At 43.3% G+C, this 14956-nt stretch carries 14 protein-coding genes; 9 read left to right on the top strand and 5 right to left on the bottom strand.

What is annotated here, in order from left to right; genetic code table 11:
• Window positions 1-38 precede the first annotated feature (38 nt).
• The 5 genes from N667_RS0115985 (at window position 39) to N667_RS0115965 (ending at window position 6347) form a co-directional block, all read left to right on the top strand.
• Window positions 39-1412 (top strand): isochorismate synthase MenF, encoded by a 1374-nt coding sequence (locus tag N667_RS0115985; RefSeq protein WP_027410481.1) that lies wholly within the window; start codon window positions 39-41, stop codon window positions 1410-1412.
• Window position 1413: 1 nt separating this feature from the next.
• Entirely contained in the window at window positions 1414-3168 is a 1755-nt protein-coding gene (gene menD, locus N667_RS0115980) for a 2-succinyl-5-enolpyruvyl-6-hydroxy-3-cyclohexene-1-carboxylic-acid synthase (protein WP_027410480.1), read from the top strand.
• On the top strand, window positions 3165-3989 hold the full coding sequence (menH, locus tag N667_RS0115975; protein WP_027410479.1) for a 2-succinyl-6-hydroxy-2,4-cyclohexadiene-1-carboxylate synthase: 825 nt from the start codon (window positions 3165-3167) through the stop codon (window positions 3987-3989). Before menD ends, menH begins: the two co-directional genes overlap by 4 nt.
• Window positions 3979-4797 carry a 1,4-dihydroxy-2-naphthoyl-CoA synthase gene (gene menB / locus N667_RS0115970; protein WP_027410478.1) on the top strand — a complete coding sequence of 273 codons (819 nt, stop codon included), beginning with the start codon at window positions 3979-3981 and terminating at the stop codon, window positions 4795-4797. Before menH ends, menB begins: the two co-directional genes overlap by 11 nt.
• A 77-nt stretch (window positions 4798-4874) precedes the next feature.
• The gene (locus N667_RS0115965; protein ID WP_027410477.1) at window positions 4875-6347 is read left to right on the top strand and encodes an o-succinylbenzoate--CoA ligase; all 1473 of its coding nucleotides are present in this window, start codon (window positions 4875-4877) and stop codon (window positions 6345-6347) included.
• Window positions 6348-6379: 32 nt separating this feature from the next.
• On the opposite strand, the gene N667_RS0115960 is transcribed toward N667_RS0115965, so the two are convergent.
• Complete coding sequence (locus N667_RS0115960) at window positions 6380-6571, bottom strand: hypothetical protein (RefSeq protein WP_027410476.1); 192 nt, start codon at window positions 6569-6571, stop codon at window positions 6380-6382.
• Between the two features lie 83 nt (window positions 6572-6654).
• Complete coding sequence (locus N667_RS19590; RefSeq protein ID WP_084279262.1) at window positions 6655-6816, bottom strand: DUF1540 domain-containing protein; 162 nt, start codon at window positions 6814-6816, stop codon at window positions 6655-6657.
• Window positions 6817-6994: 178 nt separating this feature from the next.
• On the opposite strand from N667_RS19590, the gene N667_RS0115950 reads away from it, so the two are divergent.
• From N667_RS0115950 to N667_RS0115930, 4 genes are all read left to right on the top strand, one after another.
• Window positions 6995-7294 carry a DUF2325 domain-containing protein gene (locus N667_RS0115950; RefSeq protein ID WP_027410475.1) on the top strand — a complete coding sequence of 100 codons (300 nt, stop codon included), beginning with the start codon at window positions 6995-6997 and terminating at the stop codon, window positions 7292-7294.
• A gap of 21 nt (window positions 7295-7315) precedes the next feature.
• Window positions 7316-7804, top strand: a complete 489-nt coding sequence (locus tag N667_RS0115945; RefSeq protein WP_027410474.1) for a hypothetical protein — start codon at window positions 7316-7318, stop codon at window positions 7802-7804.
• Window positions 7805-7944: 140 nt separating this feature from the next.
• Window positions 7945-10011: a hypothetical protein gene (locus N667_RS0115935; RefSeq protein WP_027410473.1), complete on the top strand. Its 2067-nt coding sequence runs from the start codon at window positions 7945-7947 to the stop codon at window positions 10009-10011.
• A 91-nt stretch (window positions 10012-10102) separates the two neighbouring features.
• On the top strand, window positions 10103-12058 hold the full coding sequence (locus N667_RS0115930) for a beta-propeller fold lactonase family protein (RefSeq protein WP_027410472.1): 1956 nt from the start codon (window positions 10103-10105) through the stop codon (window positions 12056-12058).
• A 42-nt stretch (window positions 12059-12100) separates the two neighbouring features.
• Here N667_RS0115930 and N667_RS0115925 read toward each other — a convergent pair whose 3' ends face one another.
• The 3 genes from N667_RS0115925 to N667_RS18895 form a co-directional block, all read right to left on the bottom strand.
• The gene (locus N667_RS0115925) at window positions 12101-13141 is read right to left on the bottom strand and encodes a cytochrome d ubiquinol oxidase subunit II (RefSeq protein WP_027410471.1); all 1041 of its coding nucleotides are present in this window, start codon (window positions 13139-13141) and stop codon (window positions 12101-12103) included.
• A gap of 18 nt (window positions 13142-13159) precedes the next feature.
• Window positions 13160-14515 carry a cytochrome ubiquinol oxidase subunit I gene (locus N667_RS0115920; protein WP_027410470.1) on the bottom strand — a complete coding sequence of 452 codons (1356 nt, stop codon included), beginning with the start codon at window positions 14513-14515 and terminating at the stop codon, window positions 13160-13162.
• A 189-nt stretch (window positions 14516-14704) separates the two neighbouring features.
• Window positions 14705-14956, bottom strand: a 252-nt coding sequence (locus tag N667_RS18895; RefSeq protein WP_035099147.1) for a transposase, incomplete at its 5' end; no start/stop codon positions are given.

Below are 14956 nucleotides of genomic sequence, written 5' to 3'. Positions count from 1 at the left end.
ATTTAAAAAGTTAGTAATATGAGGAAAGCGGGATCACAGTGGCAATTTCATACCAATATAAAATTCAAGAACAATTAGCTTTAATCGCAAAATCGGCAAATAAGCCGTTTATTAGCTGGAGTGAGACGTTTCCGTCCATCGACCCTATTTATTTATTTATGCTTGGGGAGACAAGCCCATTTAACGATAGGTTTTATTGGGCGGATCGTTCCAACGCGACCACTTATGTGGGGTTAGGATGTACGTATGCGATCACTTCGGAAGAGCAGGAACAACGTTTCTCTACAATTGAAAGGGAATGGAAGCGCTTTATTACGATGACCGAGATTCGTTCAAATGGAACGAACGCAACGCCTCTTATATTTGGTGGATTTTCTTTTGACCCATTGAAACGAAAAACAGAGAGGTGGGACAAGTTCCCGAATGCAAAATTTATTGTGCCGACGGTATTATTGTCCGTAAAAGAACAAAATACGGTTATTACGATCACGGTACCTTCGCAAAACAATAAAGAAATTGTTGAGAACATCGAACAGCTGATCACATTGTTATATGGGGAAGAGCACCGGCCTCTTTTTTCCACTCCTTCAATTATGCAATATGAAGAAATTAAAAAGGATGAATGGATCGATGCGGTGCGAAAGGTCATTGGAAGTATAAGCGAAGGAGAATTCGACAAAGTCGTCTTAGCGCGCGAGGTAGGATTTACGTTTAATGGCCGATTAGCGCCAAGTATTGTGCTTGAGAGATTGAGGGAACAGCAGCCATTTAGTTATCTTTTTGCCTTTGAACAAGGGGAAAATTGCTTTATTGGAGCTTCCCCTGAGCAGCTTGTCAAAAAAGAAGGAGACGCCTTCTATTCAGCGTGTTTAGCTGGCTCGATTCGGCGCGGAAAAACAGTGACAGAGGATGAGCAGCTTGGACAATGGTTGCTTCAAGATGGAAAAAATTTGAATGAACACCGATTTGTTGTAGAAATGATTAAAGAAGCGATGACAGAAATGTGCTACCATGTTCATATTCCATCAGCACCTCAACTGCTCAAAATGAGGGATATTCAGCATCTATATACTCCTGTTATCGGCGAGGGCGGCAAAGATGTTTCACTGTTTTCCCTTGTAAAGCGATTGCATCCCACTCCTGCTTTAGGAGGCACTCCGAGAGAGAAAGCGCTTGAAACGATTCGAGAAATCGAACCGCTTGATCGAGGATGGTATGCAGCACCAATTGGATGGGTCGATGCATTAGGAAATGGAGAATTTGCTGTGGCCATACGTTCCGGGCTATTGCAGGGGAAAGCAGCATTTCTTTTTGCTGGATGCGGTGTCGTAGGTGATTCAGATCCGTTGAGCGAATATGAGGAAACAAAGGTTAAATTGAAGCCAATGTTGTCCGCATTAGGAGTGAAGTAAAATGAACGATGATTTGACGCTGTATGTAGCTGCGTTTGTAGACGAATTAGCCAAGGCTGGAGTACGAGATGTCGTGGTGAGTCCAGGGTCACGTTCAACGCCTTTTGCCATTGTGATGGCGGAACATCCGGACATGCAAGTCTATATGAGTATTGATGAGCGCTCAGCCTCTTTTTTCGCGCTAGGGATAGCAAAAGCGAAACGAAAACCTGTAGCTTTGCTTTGTACATCGGGAACAGCGGCAGCGAACTATTTTCCAGCCGTCGTCGAAGCTTATTATTCTAGAGTTCCCCTAATTGTTTTGACAGCAGACCGTCCGCACGAGCTTCGCGATGTTGGCGCTCCGCAAGCGATTGATCAAATTCATATTTATGGAAAGCATGCAAAGTGGTTTGTAGATATGGCGCTTCCTGAGAGTGGAAATGGAATGTTGCGCTATGCCCGCATGATGGCAGCAAGAGCTGCAGCGATGGCGATGACGGCTCCACGCGGTCCTGTTCATTTAAACTTTCCGCTTCGTGAACCGCTTGTACCAGCTGTTACCGAGCAAACGTGGGAGCAGATTGAAGCAAAAGAGCCTTCTTATGTTCAAGTGACTATCGGTAAGAAAACGCTAGGGGATGAACAATTTCAACAATTGTATGAGCGACTTTCGCATGCTGAGAAAGGCTGGATTATTTGCGGCGATATAGATGTACCAGAGTTTGCGGAAGCTGTTACAACGCTGGCTGAAAAACTGCAATATCCGATTTTGGCAGATCCGCTTTCTCAACTTCGCAGCGGCATGCATACAAAAGACTACATTATTGAAAGCTATGATGCCATTTTAAAGGATGATGCCCTAGCAAAAGAACTGTTGCCTGATGTAGTCATTCGTTTTGGAGCGATGCCAGTTTCAAAGCCACTATCCCTATTACTAAAGAACCATCCATCGATTGAGCAGATCGTAGTCGATGGAGAAGGTGGATGGCGCGAACCGACGTTTACAGCTTCACAAATGGTTTATTGCGACGAAGTCGAATTTTGCTCTCGCTTAGCCAAGCTAGTCACTCATCGCGCCGTCAAGAGTGAGTGGGTACAAACATGGCAGGCAGTTAATCAATTGGCAAAAGAAACTCTTCTTGAGGTCGGAAAAGAAAGTGAGATGTTTGAAGGGAGAGTATTTATTGAGTTGGCGGAGCTTCTCCCAGAGCGTTCTTTATTGTTTGTTGGAAACAGCATGCCGATCCGCGATGCAGATACGTTTTTCATGGGAAACAACAAGCAAATTCGCGTGATCGCTAACCGCGGAGCCAATGGCATCGATGGGGTCGTTTCTAGCGCTTTAGGGGCAAGCGTCGTAGAGGAACCGGTTGTGCTTGTGATTGGCGATCTTTCTTTTTACCATGATCTAAACGGACTGTTGGCAGCTAAGCTCCATCGATTGAACGCAACCATTATTGTCATTAATAATAACGGCGGCGGTATTTTTTCTTTCTTGCCGCAAGCGAGCTATGATAAGCACTTTGAAACGTTATTTGGAACACCGACGGATTTACAGTTTGAACACGTCGTCCGAATGTATGACGGCCATTATCAAAAGGCAGATACATGGGACGATTTCCGCTGCTGTGTGAGGCAGTCGGTTGAATCAAAAGGGTTGCACGTCATTGAACTATGTACATTAAGACAAGAAAATGTCGTGAAACATCGGCTTCTGTGGAAAAATGTTTCTCAAGGCGTTAGTGAATTTCTCAAAAAAAGGGGAACACTATGAAAATCGCGGTTCGTGGTATTACGTATCATGTGGAAGTCTACGGAGAAGGTGAGCCGTTAGTATTGCTACACGGATTCACGGGGAGTACGGAAACATGGAAACCATTCCTCGCCTATTGGAAACAGCGAAAACTTATCATGGTCGATATTATCGGGCATGGACAAACCGATTGCCCTGATGAATTAGAGCGATACGATATTGAAAGTGTAGCAAAAGACCTTAACGAACTATTGCAGCAATTAAAGGTCGAAACAGCCAATGTTCTTGGTTATTCAATGGGGGGAAGGCTTGCGCTTACGTTTGCGATTCGTTATCCCGAGCGGGTAAAAACATTGATGCTAGAGAGCAGTTCACCGGGATTAAAAACGAGGGAGGAACAGCAAAGGCGCATCGAAAGCGACGAAGCACTTGCAAAAGAGATTGAGCAATACGGAGTGGAGGCGTTCGTCAAGAAATGGGAGCAGCTGCCGCTTTTCGCTTCACAAAAGCTCCTTCCTGCAAAGGTACAGGAACAAATTCGGATGGAACGTGTAAAGCAGCAGGCTAAAGGATTGGCAAACAGTTTGCGCGGCATGGGAGCAGGGAGCCAGCCTTCTTGGTGGGGGCATTTGTCGCAAATAACTATTCCGACATTGGTTCTTTGTGGAGAATGGGATGAGAAGTTTTGCAAAATCGCATTTGAAATGGCAAAACTGCTCCCCAATTCTTATGTTTCGAAAATTTTCGACGCAGGACATGCAATTCATGTGGAACAGCGGGAGATTTTTGCTAAAATAATAGATGAGTTTATCGAAAAAGGAGGATATACGGATGGCCATTGAGTGGGTAGCCGAGCGTCAGTATGAAGATATTTTGTACGAGACGTATAACGGAATTGCAAAGATCACCATTAATCGTCCAGAAGTACATAACGCGTTTCGTCCAAAAACAGTCCAAGAATTAATTGATGCCTTTTCCTATGCGCGCGATGATTCAAAGATCGGTGTCATTATTTTGACAGGTGCGGGCGAAAAAGCGTTCTGCTCTGGCGGTGACCAAAAAGTGCGCGGTCACGGCGGTTATGTCGGGGAGGACGAAATTCCACGGTTAAATGTATTGGATTTACAACGCCTTATCCGTGTTATTCCAAAACCGGTAATTGCAATGGTAGCTGGTTATGCGATCGGCGGAGGGCATGTGTTGCATGTCGTTTGTGATTTAACGATCGCAGCAGAAAATGCGATTTTTGGACAAACTGGTCCAAAAGTGGGCAGCTTTGACGGCGGCTATGGCGCTGGATATTTAGCGCGTATTGTTGGGCATAAGAAAGCGCGTGAAATTTGGTACTTATGCCGTCAATATAACGCGCAAGAGGCGTTGGAAATGGGACTTGTTAACAAGGTTGTTCCATTAGAGCAGCTAGAGGAAGAAACGGTGAAATGGGCGGAAGAAATTTTGGAGAAAAGCCCAATGGCGATCCGTTTCTTAAAAGCAGCATTCAATGCCGATTCCGATGGCCTTGCGGGCATTCAACAGCTTGCAGGTGACGCAACATTGTTGTATTATACGACAGATGAGGCAAAAGAAGGAAGAGACGCTTTCAAAGAAAAACGCAAACCAGACTTTAAACAATTCCCACGTTTTCCGTGATGCGAAAAGAAGGGGGTATAACAGCTTGATGGACCACATCAAGCTGTTTCTTTGTATTGAGCAAAGGAGAGGGTTATATGTATACATCAACTCCCAACTGGTTAGTGCAACGCGCGTTTTTGACACCGGAACGTATTGCGATTTATAGCGAAGATGAACGGAGAACATTTGCCGAACTTCATGAAGCGGTAGTAAAAACAGCGGGAAAATTAGCATGTCTCGGAGTACAACGCGGTGATATTGTCGCTTTATTGATGCGAAACAGCCTTACAATGGTAGAAGTGATTCACGCCCTTCATTATATCGGGGCGATTGTGTTGCTGCAAAATGTAAGACTAACTGTTCATGAGCTTCGCTGGCAGCTTGAGGATAGCGGAGCAAAATGGTGGATTGTTGACGATGAATGGGAAAGTTATGCGGCCGAAACAGAAGTTCAAACCGTTAAAACAAGCGATTTAGCAATGATATCTCCAGCACAAATCATACCGCAGCAAGAATATTATTTTGACGATGTAGCGACCATTATGTATACGTCAGGGACAACAGGAAAACCAAAAGGGGTCTTGCAAACGTACGGAAATCATTGGTGGAGTGCGGTTGGCTCCGTTTTAAATTTAGGATTAAATGAAACCGATTGTTGGCTTGCAGCGGTTCCTTTTTTTCATATTAGCGGTTTATCAATTTTAATGCGAAGCGTCATCTACGGTATGAGTGTCTATGTGATGGATCAATTTGATGCTAAAAAAGCGAATGAAGCGATTATTGCAGGAAATGCTACGATCATGTCCGTTGTCAGCGCGATGCTGCAGCAAATGATTGCAGAGCTGGGAGAGCGTACGTATCCTAGTACGTTTCGTTGTATGCTTCTCGGAGGCGGGCCGGCACCGAAGCCGCTTTTGGAGGCATGCCGAGATAAACAAATACCAGTGTATCAAACATATGGAATGACGGAAACCGCATCGCAAATCGTCACATTAGCTCCTGAATATAGCTTATTAAAATTAGGTTCTGCTGGAAAGCCTTTGTTTCCAGCGCAGTTGCGCATCGACATTAACGGACGGAAAGCCGATCCGTACGAAGCCGGGGAAATCATTGTAAAGGGACCAAATGTAATGAAAGGATATTTGAACCGACCGGACGCGACAGAAAAATCCATTCGTGATGGCTGGTTTTATACGGGCGATATTGGATATGTGGATGAAGAAGGATTTCTTTATGTATTGGATCGCCGTTCGGATTTGATTATTTCTGGAGGAGAGAACGTGTATCCCGCGGAAATCGAAGCGGTGCTGCTTTCACACGAAGCGGTAGAGGATGCTGGTGTCACAGGAATAGACGATGCGCGTTGGGGACAAGTACCATGTGCATTTGTGAAATTGAAAAATGGATATGCCACCTCACCTGAACAGTTGATCATGTTTTGCGGGGAGCGGCTCGCAAAGTACAAAGTGCCGAAACATATATATATGGTCGATGAGCTGCCGCGAAATGCAGCGAAAAAACTGCTGCGCCGTGAACTTGTAAATTTGATTCCAGGAAAGAAACAATAAAGGGCTGCCCATTGCTGGGAAGCCCTTTATTGTTATTCCATCAATCCTAATTCGATTGCTCGATAGGCAATTAATTGTTCTATTTCTTTTGGCAGTCCATCGAGGGTTCCAAATTCATATTGCCATAAGTTAGTAAATGAGTCGACGCATATAGGAAATGTAAATTGGTTTGTTCGCTTTACTTCTTGTTTAAATGCTCGAATTAAGCTTTCCTTTTTCCCCATCAGCACGCCGCCTCTCTTTGCCAAGATTTATGTAAAGAAAGGCCTTTTAACCATATGAAATGATTAAAAGGCGCTGTGTAGCGTTATACTTCGTCGTTAGGTACAAATGTTTTACAATCGGTTTCACTTGAATCCGAAGCCATCGTACCAGTATGGCTCACGACATAAATGGCTTCTGCAGCGCAGCGATTTCCTTTTTCCCAGTAATGGCAGTTTTTCACTTCACAAAGTACATCTTTCGCCATTGTGATCCCCTCCGTAAATAGGATAAGTGAAATACATGATTATTTTGCCTGTTTGTCAAAAAGATATAACGGCAATAATAAGAAATTTTATTGAGAATATTTATCATTAATTATTGACACAGATAATCATTCTCAATTAGAATAAAAAACAAATAGAGAACGATGGAGGGAAACGGGCATGTCATCGTTGTTGGTAGTAGGTGCCGATCATTTAGGAAACATTACCGATAAATTAATGGATTCGGGATTTAAAGAAATTATCCATCTCGATGGTCGAAAAGTAAATATGGTGCGACGGGATATTCCTGAGCATATCGATCTCGTTCTTGTGATGACGGATTATGTCAATCATAATTTAGCGAAAGCCATTAAACAAAAGGCGAAAAACCAAGCAAAGCCGATCTATTTTGTCAAACGCTCATGGAGTTCAATTCATCCAGTTCTCCAAAAAGCAAGAGCAGCTAGGCGGGCTAATTGATGGGTGGAGGGATACATACGAATGAACGCTGTTAAGTTATCCGTGTTTGAAAATTGGCGGCAAACGTTTCATGAGGCGTTACGGCAAATTATTAAAGAATATTATCAAACACCTCTTGCTTTGCGTTCCGCCTTTCTTGTAATAAAGCTCGTCGAGAAGCATTGGAAGCGAATTAATCCGGATTTTTTTAATTCTAATGTTCATTATTATATAGTGCTTGCGCAAACGACGGACTACTTGCTTCGCTTTTTAAGCCCAATGATTGACTGGGTTCTTTTATTTGAGAAAGTTGGGTGTGCAACAAAGCAAGTCGATATTGATATTGCCTATTACCAGCAGGGACAGTGCATCATTCGCAAATTTATACTGCAAGAAGATGAATGGTTCTATTCTCATTATATACGCAATGTCATGGCGGCCTTTGAGAGCATGAAAGATATGAAGCCGCAGAAAATTGAATTTTGTTCTCTTTTTACAGGGGAATGTAAAATACATGATATTGCTTCATGAACCTCCCCCACCTACATTTCATTTAGAGGTGGGAGACTTCTCGGTGAATGTGTTAAAAACGAAAGTTGCGCATAAAGGAATTTACGATAAAATAAACGATAGTGAGAATCATTTCTAATACCATAGGGGGACTTTTAGTTATGAAGACAAAACCAGCGAAAATAGTGACGACAGCGGCACTTACATCGTCATTATTGCTTGCTACATCCTGTACGCCAGCCAATGAGGTCAATAAAGGGAAAGGAATATCGTCAAGCATTACTGTACCAGTTACTGACTATTCATTTGATACGGCTGGCAACATGTTTGCTTATTCAGAATTTGAGTTATCGGGAGAACCTCTAGCCGAAGGACTTGGTCTTGATTTAGATGTGTTGGATGCCCGCAAAGTGAACAAACCAACTAAATTCGACTATACAGCAGGGATTGAATCTTATGAATACTCCGAAGAAGCGATGTATGAGGTAACGGAGAAATCAGGACTAGGCTTGCATTTAATTCACGGTCCGATCACGGAACAGTGGGCACAAAAGCAAAAGAAAGCGAATGACGAGGCATTGGCGAACCGATTTTATGAACTAGCCGATAGTGTTGGATACCCACATGAAGAAATTTTCCGCAACATGTTTCCGACGATGATTGAATATGCAGGCGGTGATCCGCATTATGCGCAGAAAGTCGATACAGACGTCTATGCCGAAAACGATGATAAAACATATGTACCTGTCTACCAAGTAGATTTCCAGTCGCTGCGCTGGGATAGAGGCAAAATGGATAAAATATTGACTCCATCTGCTTACGGGGGAGTGTTCTTAAAACAAGCGCTTTGGGCGGGAGATTTTTTAGGAGGGCTTCATACAGTCGATAAAGATGAAGAACTTGAAGCAAAAACATCAACTGATGACCAAGATCCGAATATTGCTCTTGGTGTAAGTTCAGCTGATGGAATGCAAGGGATGATTTTAACTGAAGAAATTTGGAACAAATTAAATTTTGTACGTGACCATTTATTTTACGATGCAAAGAAACAGGCATTGACAAAAGCGATCGGAAGCCAGTATGAACCGCAAAAAGGCTTCGTTTACTTGCCGCATCAAATTGAAGTAGTGGAAGACGGTAACGAGCTAGCGCCAAAGGCAAAGCAACTTTTAGTAAAAGATAAAAGAAGCTTGTTGCAAGATCAATGGTTGATGCTCTGGCCAGCATCGGAATTTTACGGGATGACCGATCAGCGCCCTGACAACAAAAATCAAAATTCTGCATTTTTAGCGGTATTTGATGGAGCACCATATCCGAAGGCTCCAAAAGAGAATCTCGACAGCAACGAGGCAAATGATGTTGTTTCGACAGATCCGTATTCTGTCAATCGCGATGTATTGCTACAAGTATTTAAAAATATTGATACGATGCATTTTCATCAAGGAATTGGAGCTTTTGTCGAAGAGCATAACGGAAATGAGCAAGACAAACGAGTCGATACGTTCCAAGCAGGATATACGATGGAAGCATTGCGCATTTTTGAACGAGCGATTGATGGATTGCCGGTTGGTTACGCAAGCGGGGAGCAGGCGCAAGGACTTGGAACTCAAGAAGGCAAGCGAGCGCTTGAACTAATCAAAAAGCAAGCTGATTTTATTGTTGAGAAACTTGTAAGAAAAGATGGACTTGTGGCCAACGGTTTTATTATTGGACAAGGCGCAGAACAGTCGGAGCCTACACTTCTTGCGCAGCTTGGGGCGATTCGCGGATTAACAGCCGCCTTTTTAGCAACAAAAGATGAGCGATACCGTGAAGCAGCACGCAACATTTATGCGGCGATGGACAAACATTTTTGGGATAAACAATTGCATGTTTACAAAACAGGAAAAGATGAAATGAAGTACACTCCATTTGTCGCTGGAGCGTTATCAGGCGTATTTCGTGTTGCTCTAAATAACTTAAACAACACGGATTCCGATGAGCCGGTAAAGGCGCTAGACAGGGAAACGATCATCTCGAGATATGTTGATTTTTACGATCAAATTATCGATGGTCCAAGCTTGAAAGAAGGAATGCAGGCAAGTGAGTTTTGGGATACGGGCGATGTGTATATAAAAGGTGATAAGTCAGGAAATACAGACGGGGACCATGTACCGCAAGTACAGGCGGGCCATGGCAAATATGGAATTGCCCCAGTGCTACTGAATGTAGAAGTAAAAAGCAAATAGAAAAATGAAGCGGCAATCGTTGAGATTTGCCGCTTTTTCGTATACAATGATAATGGTTTTCATTTGCGTAAATTCAAAGCGGGGGAATGGTATGAAAAGGTGGGGCAGCTTTGTTTTGTTTTTATTGTTAATGGGATGTCAGGCAAGCCCAGCGTTTCATTCGGAACAAAAGGTTGTTCGGAATTATACAGTTCATAGCGATAACATTGCGATTAACAAAAAAGGAACGACGTTGTATACCGCAAATATTGACGTGAATTCTGTCACCATATTGGATGCGCGTACAAAAAAGAAAACAGCAGAAATTCCGGTCGGAAAAGAGCCGAGACAACTGACGCTAAGCCCGGACGAGCAATTTTTATATGTATCTTGTATGCATGATGATCGTGTCGATATTATTTCTCTAAAAGAGAAAAAAGTCGTCGGTCATTTAAAGACAGGTATTGAGCCGTTTGGTCTTGTGACAAGCCAAGATGGAAGCACGCTCTATGTTGCCAACTACCGTTCTGGTTCGATTTCTGTGTTCGATTTAAAGAAAGGAAAGGAAATAAGAGAAATCGAAGTTGGCGATCGTCCGCGTACGCTAGCCATTACAGCGGATGGGAAAAAGCTATATGTGCCGCATTATTTAGATCCGAAAATTAGCGTTATTGATACGAAAAAAAATCAAGTGATAAAAGAAATCACGTTGGCGCCATCGCCGGATCAGGCCGATCGAAAAAAAAGCCAGGGGGTTCCTAATACGCTTGAGCAATTTGTTATTGCTCCCGATGGAAAAAAAGCATATGTGCCGCATTTATTGACCAATATTGATACGCCAATTCAGTTTGAGGAAACTGTTTTCCCGGCCATTTCTGTGATCGATTTAGAGAAAGATGAAGAATTAATGGATGAACGAAAAGAATTGTTCGCAGAAATTAATGTGAAAGATATCAAAAACGAAACAATGATTGTTTCCAATCCATATGATCTTGCATTTCAACCGGATGGAAGCAAAATGTACGCCGTGATGTCTGGAAGCGAAGATTTAGTCGTGTTTGATTTAAAGCGCGGCGGAAACGCAACGCAAATTTTACGCCGTATTGAAGGGAACAATCCGCGTGGAATTGTTATTTCCCCGAATGGAAAAACATTATTTGTGCACAATGCCATGAGCCACGATCTAGCAACGATTCAAACCGGAGGAAAAAGTCCTTATGCCAAAGCAAAAGCGCTCAAGGGAACAGTGCGTCTCATTGCGAAAGACTCGCTTTCGCCGCTTGTGAGGGAAGGAAAAACAATATTTTATAGTGCTAACAGCGATGAATTCGCAGCAAATATTACAGGGAACAATTGGATGAGCTGCGCTTCGTGCCATAGTGACGGCGATATTAATAAATTGACATTGCTGACACCAAAAGGACCGCGCAACGTTCCAAGCAATATTTTAACAACAAAAACAGGATTGTTTATGTGGGACGGTTCTCGCGATGATTTTACCGATTATATTCATACGGTGCAAAATGAAATGGGCGGCATGACAACGATCGACCCAAGCAAGCCGCTTCCGCCTAATGTGCAGCATATGTATGATGCGATTCTTGCTTATTTAAATGATCCAAATTCATTTCCTGTTCCAAAGAGCCCGTATCGAAATAAAGATGGAAGTTTAACCGTTAAAGCAAAAGAGGGAGAAAAACTATTTAACGGAAAAGGAAATTGCCTGAGCTGTCACGGCGGCGAGTATTTTACGGATAGTGTCAAGGCAGTTGATAAAAACGGAAAACTCACAACAGCAAATACCGCTTATTTGCACGATATTGGCACCGCTAATCCGCAAGATCAAGCTTCTAATGGAGATGCAAGGGCGCATTTTACGAATCCGCGTACACCGAAGCAATGGGATACACCGACATTACGCGGCGTGTGGGCAACAGCGCCTTACTTGCATGACGGCAGTGCGAAAACGATTGAGGAAGCGATTAAGCGACATCAAACGAAAGAAGCAACTGCTTTAACTGACGGCGAAATTGCTGCTATTGCTGAATATGTACGTTCGATTGAATAGTAGACTCAGCCTCTTTGGAATCCCCAAAGAGGCTTTTGTCATCTATGACGGATCATTTGATTGGAGATAGCGTTTATCCTTCATAAACAGGCGCCAAAAATAAATAAACCCCGGAAAAAGGATAACAAATCCCACTATATATGAAACAAACAAGGCGCGAAATGTATTAGGATGCGTAAATCCCGATTGGATCGTAACGTTTGGATAAATCATGTAAGGGAGATGCGCTTTGCCATAAGCATAACTTGCTAAAAAGTATTGAATGACAATAGCTACAACAGCAAGACGAGGTTTGCCTTTTACCGTTGTGTATTTGGTGGACGGCAAAAATAAGGCGATACCAGCAATGGCAAACATCATCACCGAACCGATTAACCAAGGGAGATAGTCGATCATTCGTTCATATAGCCACGCTGCTTCACTTCGCATCGTTAACATAATGAAAAGCGCCATCAGCAACGAAATAGGGCCAAGAAAAAGGGCATCTCTCCGATAAACTTGGTATGCGTCAAGTTCATTCGCCGCATTAGAGTAGTCAGCGAGCAATAGTGAAGAGAGGAATAATGTGCTGGCAATCGCAAATCCGATAAAGGCGTATTCATGCGGACTTGTAAATAGTTTGTCCATCCGCAGCTTCGCGACTCCATCAATAGTCTCGATAAATCCCCCATGCGTAATCGGAAGTACGCTAATTAGAAAGGCAGGAATAATAATGCCGCTAATCCCTGAAACGTATGTAAGCACTTTTTCATATTCTTTAGCTATATGCGCAAAAACTAAAAACGCGCTGCGGATGGCGAGAAGCAGTAAAATAATGCTTCCAGGAATAAGCAGTACGGTCCCTAAAAGGAACGTTGCACCGGGAAAGAAACTAACAAGCGCTACAACAATCGCAACAATAAATACATTGGTTACTTCCCACGTTGGAGATAAGTAGCGATTGGCGATATTTGTCGCTTTCGTTTTTTCACGATTAATATAAACCATCGACCAAAATCCAGCGCCAAAATCCATCGTCGCCATCACAGCATATATGAAAATAAAACCCCATAGTACGCTAATGGCGATTAGTTCGTTTGTCATCCTATCCTCGTCTCCCTTTTATTGTGTGATATGGTTTGCGCTGTTGTACGAATGTCTATCAAGTTCATTGATAATAGGATGGCGACGGAAGTAATATTTTAATACGAGTACAACAGCGACACTCAATACGACATAAATAACAGTGAATAGAATAAATAAAATAGCTAAATTGCCCGTCTGTGTTACCGCTTCCTCTGTTTTCATCATATGGTAAATGACCCAAGGTTGCCTTCCTGTACAAGCGAAAATCCACCCGAATTCAACTGAAAGAACCGCTAATGGGCCGGAAGCAATGACTGCCCACATAAATAGGCGAGGGAAATCAGTGCGTTTCATTGCTTTATTCCATATAAAGCCAGTGACGGAGAGAAAAATTAATAGCATCCCGATGCCGACCATTGCGTTAAATAGTGTATGGACAAACAAAGGAGGCCACCATTCTTCGGGAAAATCGTTCAACCCTTTGACAACGGTATCGAAGCGATCTCCAGCCAAAAAGCTAAGCGCCCACGGAATTTCAATCGCCCATTTCACAGACTGGGTATCGCGGTCCGTGAATCCGCCGATCGCAAGCGGAGCGTGGGATTGTGTTTCAAACAGCCCTTCCGCCGCCGCGAGTTTTTCTGGTTGGTATTTGTGCAAAAGCTGTGCTGATTCATGTCCGTTTAGAGCGGTCAAAATGGAGAAAATTCCGCCAACGGCAAGCGCAAGCATCAAAGCTTTACGATGGAATTGATATAATCTTTCATGTTTTTTGTCACGCAGCATTTTGTAGGCTGCTATTGAAGCAATTACAAACGCGCCCGTCATAAAAGCTGATACGGTCACATGACCAGCTGTCACGAAGAAGCTCGGGTTAAAAAAGGCAGCCCACGGGTCCACATCGACAATTTCCCCGTTTTCGATGCGAAAGCCGGCGGGGGTACCTTCAAAGGCGTGGACGTTCGTAATGAGAATGGCTGAGGCACTTGCACCAAGCGCGACAAGAGTGACACTCAAAATTCTCATTGCCGGTGAAATACGGTCCGCGGCATATACGTAAATGGACATAAATAATGCCTCCACAAAAAAAGCATAGATTTCAATTTGAAAAGGAAGTGCCATTACTTTTCCAATAACCTCCATAAAACCAGGCCATAATAAAGAAAGCTGCACTCCAGCGATGGTTCCGGAAGGGATTGCAACCCCAAGCAGTACAGCTAAGCCTTTTGTCCAGCGGTTGGCCATCACTGCATAATCGTGGTCCTTTGTTTTTTGATAAAGAAGTTCGGCGCATAAAATCATGAGCGGAATCCCGACTCCGAGCGTGGCAAAGATAATATGAAATGCCATTGTTGTTCCGAAAAGGCTGCGGGCAATGATTAAATCGTCCATACAGGAGGATCGTCCTTTCTATCAAAATTGACCTCTTTTATTATCCACATAATGGCAAAAAATATTCTTGAAAGAAGGGAAAAATAAAACACGCTGCCGTATTCATACGGCAGCGTGTCAAAGTGTTGAAAAAGTCAGGCGTCAAGAAAAAGTTCACGGAACATGTGAACTTTTTCTTTTCTTTTGGCTTTACATTTGATACGTTAAAGATAGGCCATAGAGTTGAAGGGATCGTAATTTGGCCCATTTTTTTAGGTTTTGGATCATGGCGGTGATCCAAACCTGAATCTGTACGTATCGAACTCCTCGGTACCGCGCAAAGCGAAGACCGTGGAGTTCTTTGCTTTCTGCGAAACTTCGCTCGATCGTGGCGGGACGAACTGATCGCAACACCTTGCCCCTTGCCGATAACCGACGATTCCTCATTCGATCATAGATGTC

It is taken from the genome of Anoxybacillus tepidamans PS2, from assembly GCF_000620165.1.
GTDB classification, from domain to species: Bacteria; Bacillota; Bacilli; order Bacillales; family Anoxybacillaceae; genus Anoxybacteroides; species Anoxybacteroides tepidamans_A.
The sequence above is the reverse complement of the archived record's forward strand: the minus strand, read 5'-3'. Positions and strand labels throughout refer to the sequence as shown.

What these genes read in the sequence shown, in the direction of transcription:
- menD (WP_027410480.1), top strand. Translation starts at nt 1,414, where the DNA reads ATGAACGATGATTTGACGCTGTATGTAGCTGCGTTTGTAGACGAATTA.
- menH (WP_027410479.1), top strand. Translation starts at nt 3,165, where the DNA reads ATGAAAATCGCGGTTCGTGGTATTACGTATCATGTGGAAGTCTACGGA.
- menB (WP_027410478.1), top strand. Translation starts at nt 3,979, where the DNA reads ATGGCCATTGAGTGGGTAGCCGAGCGTCAGTATGAAGATATTTTGTAC.
- N667_RS0115965 (WP_027410477.1), top strand. Translation starts at nt 4,875, where the DNA reads ATGTATACATCAACTCCCAACTGGTTAGTGCAACGCGCGTTTTTGACA.
- N667_RS0115960 (WP_027410476.1), bottom strand. Translation starts at nt 6,571, where the DNA reads ATGGGGAAAAAGGAAAGCTTAATTCGAGCATTTAAACAAGAAGTAAAG.
- N667_RS19590 (WP_084279262.1), bottom strand. Translation starts at nt 6,816, where the DNA reads ATGGCGAAAGATGTACTTTGTGAAGTGAAAAACTGCCATTACTGGGAA.
- N667_RS0115950 (WP_027410475.1), top strand. Translation starts at nt 6,995, where the DNA reads ATGTCATCGTTGTTGGTAGTAGGTGCCGATCATTTAGGAAACATTACC.
- N667_RS0115945 (WP_027410474.1), top strand. Translation starts at nt 7,316, where the DNA reads ATGAACGCTGTTAAGTTATCCGTGTTTGAAAATTGGCGGCAAACGTTT.
- N667_RS0115935 (WP_027410473.1), top strand. Translation starts at nt 7,945, where the DNA reads ATGAAGACAAAACCAGCGAAAATAGTGACGACAGCGGCACTTACATCG.
- N667_RS0115930 (WP_027410472.1), top strand. Translation starts at nt 10,103, where the DNA reads ATGAAAAGGTGGGGCAGCTTTGTTTTGTTTTTATTGTTAATGGGATGT.
- N667_RS0115925 (WP_027410471.1), bottom strand. Translation starts at nt 13,141, where the DNA reads ATGACAAACGAACTAATCGCCATTAGCGTACTATGGGGTTTTATTTTC.
- N667_RS0115920 (WP_027410470.1), bottom strand. Translation starts at nt 14,515, where the DNA reads ATGGACGATTTAATCATTGCCCGCAGCCTTTTCGGAACAACAATGGCA.